The organism is Hydrogenophaga sp. (assembly GCF_041633695.1).
Taxonomy (GTDB): Bacteria; Pseudomonadota; Gammaproteobacteria; order Burkholderiales; family Burkholderiaceae_C; genus Hydrogenophaga.
On the sequence record NZ_JBFJMY010000320.1, the window covers coordinates 1 to 4,953 of the forward strand.

Here is a 4,953-nt window from a genome sequence, read left to right on the forward strand (position 1 = left end):
CGGCCGTCAACAACGCGGTGCTGCGCTCAGGAATGACATGGCCCAGCGCGACACCCAGGCGAGAGGCCACGTCTTCGGCAGGCAGGTGGATGTTGGGGTTGAACTTGTTGACGATCAGCCGAAAGCGCTGGATGTCCAAGCCACGCTCTTGCAAGACGCGCAGCAATTGGGCCGTGGAGACGATGCCGCCCATGCTCTGGTCGCAAACGACCCAGACCTTGTCGGCGTCGCGCACGGTTTGGGCAACGATGTCGTTCAGGCCGAAACCGCCCAGATCGGTGATCAGGAAATCGTAAAAATCGGCCATGCGCCGGATCAGCGAAACCGACTCGGAATAGGAGATGCCCTTGATTTCGGACAGGCTGGCGGGGAGGGGCAGGATGGCGGTGCCGTTGCTGTCGTGCGCCAGCGCGGTTTGCAGCAAAGTCCGATCCAGCCGTTGGAGGTTCTTGACGCCCTCCACAAAGCTGAAACTGCTTTGCTGGCCGAGATACAGCAAGCTATCGCGAGCCGGCAAGCCGAGATCGAGCAGCGCCACGCCTTGTGGTGCCGGGTGTTGCACTTGGCCAGGTGCAAAGCCGCAGGCATCTTGCAGGGCAATGGCGAGGTTGCTGGCCAGTGTGCTCACACCCATGCCGGCCCGCGCGCCCAGGAGCGCCAGGGTCTGACCGCGCACTTCGACCTGTTCGCTTTTGCGGCGCGACACCAGCACATCGATCGCCGACTTGACGCTCTCGGGTTCGCTGTTCACAAAGACGAAGTCGTCGACCCCGTTGCGCAGCGCGGCGATCATGCTGTTGGTGTCGCCCGCGTCACCGGTGGCGATCACCAGCACATGGGGCCAGTTCTTTCGAATGCTGCGGGTGATGCTGCCGTCGCAGGTCCATGGTCCTTGGTCGCTGTAGTCCAGAAACACGCATTGCGGCTGGTGGGTGGCAACCCCTTCGGCGACGACCGATTCGTTTCGCTCCAGCGCCACCACCAAGCCGGTGTCGGCCAGCGCCCCCGTCATCCAGCGGATGTTGTCGCTGTTGGGGGACGCATACAGGTACACCCTTTTTCCCAGGTGCTTCATGCCGTGATAAGGGACGTTTTGTGTCATCGCTCGGCCCGGATCGGATGTCACTTGGAGAAACCGGGCAGGGAAGGATCTCCGGCCGTGCCCAGGAGAAAGCCGCGCCAGACGGCGTTGTCAGCGCTGTCACGGCCTTCGCCTGGCAGAGAGGCACGGAGGTTGGTGCCACGGGCCATGGGCTTGACCAGGGTGGGTGTGACCACGATGACCAGCTCGGTTTCGTTTTGCTGGTAGGTCTGGCGTTTGAAGAAGGAGCCCAGTACCGGCAGATCACCCAGGCCCGGCACTTTGTCCACGCTCGACGTGGTGTTGCGGCTGACCAGCCCCCCAATGACATAGCTCTCGCCGTCGCCGAGTTCGATGGTGGTGTCGGCGCGGCGCGTCGTCATCGCGGGCACGGCCACGCCGTCCAGCGTGACCGCGTTGTTGTAGTCCAGATCGCTCACTTCGGGCGCCACCTTCAGCACGATGCGGTCGTTGGACAGCACGGTGGGCGAGACGGTGAGTCCGATGCCAAACGACTTGTATTCGATGCTGGTGGAGCCCAGGCCTTGCGAGACCGGAATGGGAATTTCGCCGCCGGCCAGGAAGTTCGCGCTCTGGCCGGACAAGGCCACCAGCGTGGGTTCGGCCAGCACCCTGGCCAGACCGTTGCTTTCCAGCAGGCCGAGGTTCAGGCCAACATTGGCCTTGCCAAAGTTCATGACAAGACCAAAGGCCTGCGTCAGCGGCGAGGCGGCCTCCAGCGCCAGTGCACCGTTGGCGCCAAAGCCGGCGTTGCTGAGCGAACCTGGCGCGAACACGCCGAAGCTGAAACCGTGTTTGTTGGCTCCGGTGCTGAACAGATTCAGGCCGGCCTGCTTGAGCACCCGTTTGTTGAACTCGACAATTTTCACATCCACCTGAACGGTGTGGCTGCGCACATCGATCTTGGCCCCGTCCAGCAGAACGTCGTCTTTGCTGCGCCCGGCCTGCGCGCGTTGGGTGGCTTGCAGGTAGGCCGAGGTGTCGGAAAAAGTGTGTTCAAACGCCTGAACCCGGCGTTGCACGTCCACGCGGTAGCGCTTGGCCTCGGTGTCGCCTTTCGTCCACAGCATCAGGGTGGTGCTGCCAGGCGCTTGCGCCGAGACCAGCACCCGCACCGACTGGGTTTTCCCCTGCGGCCGCGACAAGACGATGCTGGCGATCTTTTCGTCGCCCACCGCGACGCGGTCTATGCCTTTGTCGATCACGATTTCGTGCTGGCTGCCCACATGCAGGGTCAACACCTCTTGTGCCGAGGCGGGAGCCACCAGCACGGTCAGAGCGGTGGCGAACAGCGCAGCGTTGCCGTGCGGGTTCCAAAATGGGCGCGGGATGGTGTTCATGGGGGTGTTCCTTCGGCGGGGTCCGGTGGGGGGCTCAGGGCAGTTGGACCGAGGCCACTTCCTTGCCGCGAATCACCTCGATGTTCTGGCGATGTTCTGGCGCTGCGGGCTGGCGCACAGTTCGGACCGTGGGCACGCGGGGCAGACGGCCCGAGCTGAGCCGCTGTGCGCCGTTGCCTTGTGCCAGGGTTTCCATGGACAGGCCGGCGGTGGCGAGATCCAGACCCTCCAGTGTGCGGACCGAGGTGGCTGCCGTGCGGCGACCCTCTGCGTCTTTTGTCACTGCGGCCCGCAACACCGTGGGCCAGGCTGCAAAGAGCTCGGGGGTGGGCACCGCTTCGTCGGCAGGGTGGCGCAGAGCCAGGGATAGGCGGCCGTTGTTTTCAGCCAGCAGCAGCGGGTTGATCTCGTCGACGGGGATGGCCAGCACGGCGGTGCGGGCCGGCTCGACGCGGGACGACAACACGGGGGCTGGGGTTTTGCCATCGGGCAGGGTAGGCCCATCCAGCGAGAGGTGTCCAAAAGCCAGTACCCTCTTTTTGGACATGAGCATGCGCGCCTGGCTTTGATCAACCTCACCGTTGTCGCGCCGCAGCGCAAAAAACACGTCGACAAAATCGCCGGGCCGCACCAGGTTGGCGACCCCGCTCACCTCGTCCACCTTGACGGCAATGGCGCGTTCCCCGGGTGCGATCTGCATCGCAAGGCCAGCGGCCAGTTGCTGGGACAACACGGGTGTATCGGGATGCAGATCCATGGCCGGCACCTGGCCCACCAGCTGGGCGGCGTCGCCAGAGGCGCCTGCGGGGTTGATGCTGAGCAGCGCCACGCGCAGGTCTGCGGCCTGCATGGCTTGGCCGGCACGCACCAGCCGGGTGGTGATCACGACCGGGTATTGCTGAACCTTGATCTCCGCCTTTTCGTTGACACCGGCCTGGGTCACGGGCACGGTGGGCTTGTCGCCCAGCACGAACGCGTACCCAGCCAGGAGCACGGCGACGACCACCAAAACCGCCGCAATCATCTTGGACAAATTGAACATGTTGGTACCGCGCAGGAGTGTGGGTTGTGGTGGACTGGGTCTGGGTGGAAGAGTGGAATGTCGGGCAGCTGGTTTTTGTGCGCTGCCCAAAAATTCGTGGTTATCCCTGTGCCTGCATCACCATGGCTGCCAGCGTGGCAATGGCCATGTACCCGGCGAGCGGGATTTTTTGTGGTTTTCCGTTGTGGGCCCTGGCAGGTGCAAGCCCGGCGGGGGCCAGAGCCGCTGCCTTGCGGCGCTTGAGCGCCAGCAACACCAGGCTGTGCCCCAGAGCCAGTACGTTGGCGAGCAGGAAAACCTGCAGCAAAGCTTCTGCGCCCAGCGAATACCCGAGCAGGCAGCCCAGCTTCACGTCGCCTGCGGCCATGAGACGGCTCAGATAGAAGGGCAGGTACAGCACAGCACCCACCAACAAGCCGACGCCAGCGGCCAGCCAGCTCAGTTGGAGTGGGTGCGTGTGGGTGGACAGGAGAAGTGTGGCCGCCGCGCCGCCCAGAATGAGGGCCGTGTTGGGCATTTTTCGGCGCGCGATGTCAAAAGCGGCGACACACAGCAGGAACAACGCGCTGGCGATAAGCACGGCGGTTGATCCTGCTGAAATGGCCATTCAAGCCCCCAATGCGGTGCTGATGGAGGTGAAGATGGTGTTGAGCTTGACGCCGATCTGGCCCAGCACCACCAAGATCACCACCGAAATCAAGCCGGCGATCAAGCCGTATTCGATGGCGGTTGCGCCGTCTTCGTCGCGCCAGAATGTTTGGATCATCTTTTTCACGGGGACTCCTTGGGTTGGTTGGAGGGGAACAGGAAACCGATAACGAAGGACTCAATAGGATGTAAATCCAAGGGCGGCTGTCTTCGCAGAGTGATGAAGGACTTACGTCTGGTTTATCGGTGTCGGCTTGAAGGACTTGAGACGTTTTTCGCTATTTTTTTGTGCTGCGTGTAATGCGGTGTGAGGGGTGGTGCTTTGTGCTCCGGCGGTACCCAGAAACAGGTACTTTGCGCTACGGAGGCGCCGTCGGATCTTTCAGGTGCGGGGAGGGGAGGCTAGAAAAAGGCAGGTGCTCCTTCGCTCCTTTTTCCTGCCGCGCGCGGGCCCGGCCGGGTCTGGATGGTGCCGCCGCGTAGAGCCTGGCAGCGGGCCACCCACCTGTGCAGGTTGGCGCGTCCTGTGCCCCGTGTCTCGGAAATGGGGGATGATGGCGATTGGTTCGTTCGAGCCGGTCCCAACCCCAGCCCCAACCATGAATGCAGTAGAAGAGCCCACACCGGTGGGGCCGTTTCGCGGTCAGAAACAAGCAAACACACCCGCAGGTCCGGTGCGTTCGCGCCCGCGTGGGCGCACATCACGGAGTTTGGCTGCCGGGCGGAGCGGCGGCGGACTCGAACGGATCTGCGCGGTACTCGGCACCGGCTTGCAGCGAGAGCAGTGGCTGCGTCGGGGCGTTTGGGCATGACGCTGGGCC

At 63.5% G+C, this 4,953-nt stretch carries 5 protein-coding genes; all 5 read right to left on the reverse strand.

Annotated elements, in window-relative coordinates:
• A partial coding sequence (locus tag ABYB95_RS16960) for a histidine kinase (RefSeq protein ID WP_372659734.1) occupies positions 1–1,075 on the reverse strand: 1,075 nt, incomplete at its 3' end.
• A gap of 47 nt (positions 1,076–1,122) precedes the next feature.
• Positions 1,123–2,442 (reverse strand): type II and III secretion system protein family protein, encoded by a 1,320-nt coding sequence (locus ABYB95_RS16965; protein ID WP_372659735.1) that lies wholly within the window; start codon positions 2,440–2,442, stop codon positions 1,123–1,125.
• Between the two features lie 34 nt (positions 2,443–2,476).
• Complete coding sequence (gene cpaB / locus ABYB95_RS16970; protein ID WP_372659736.1) at positions 2,477–3,484, reverse strand: Flp pilus assembly protein CpaB; 1,008 nt, start codon at positions 3,482–3,484, stop codon at positions 2,477–2,479.
• A gap of 100 nt (positions 3,485–3,584) precedes the next feature.
• The gene (locus ABYB95_RS16975; RefSeq protein ID WP_372659737.1) at positions 3,585–4,064 is read right to left on the reverse strand and encodes a prepilin peptidase; all 480 of its coding nucleotides are present in this window, start codon (positions 4,062–4,064) and stop codon (positions 3,585–3,587) included.
• A gap of 27 nt (positions 4,065–4,091) precedes the next feature.
• The gene (locus ABYB95_RS16980; RefSeq protein ID WP_372659738.1) at positions 4,092–4,259 is read right to left on the reverse strand and encodes a Flp family type IVb pilin; all 168 of its coding nucleotides are present in this window, start codon (positions 4,257–4,259) and stop codon (positions 4,092–4,094) included.
• Between the last annotated feature and the right edge of the window lie 694 nt (positions 4,260–4,953).

Coding starts and splice junctions, on each gene's coding strand:
- ABYB95_RS16965 (WP_372659735.1), bottom strand. CDS start 2,442: ATGAACACCATCCCGCGCCCATTTTGGAACCCGCACGGCAACGCTGCG.
- cpaB (WP_372659736.1), bottom strand. CDS start 3,484: ATGTTCAATTTGTCCAAGATGATTGCGGCGGTTTTGGTGGTCGTCGCC.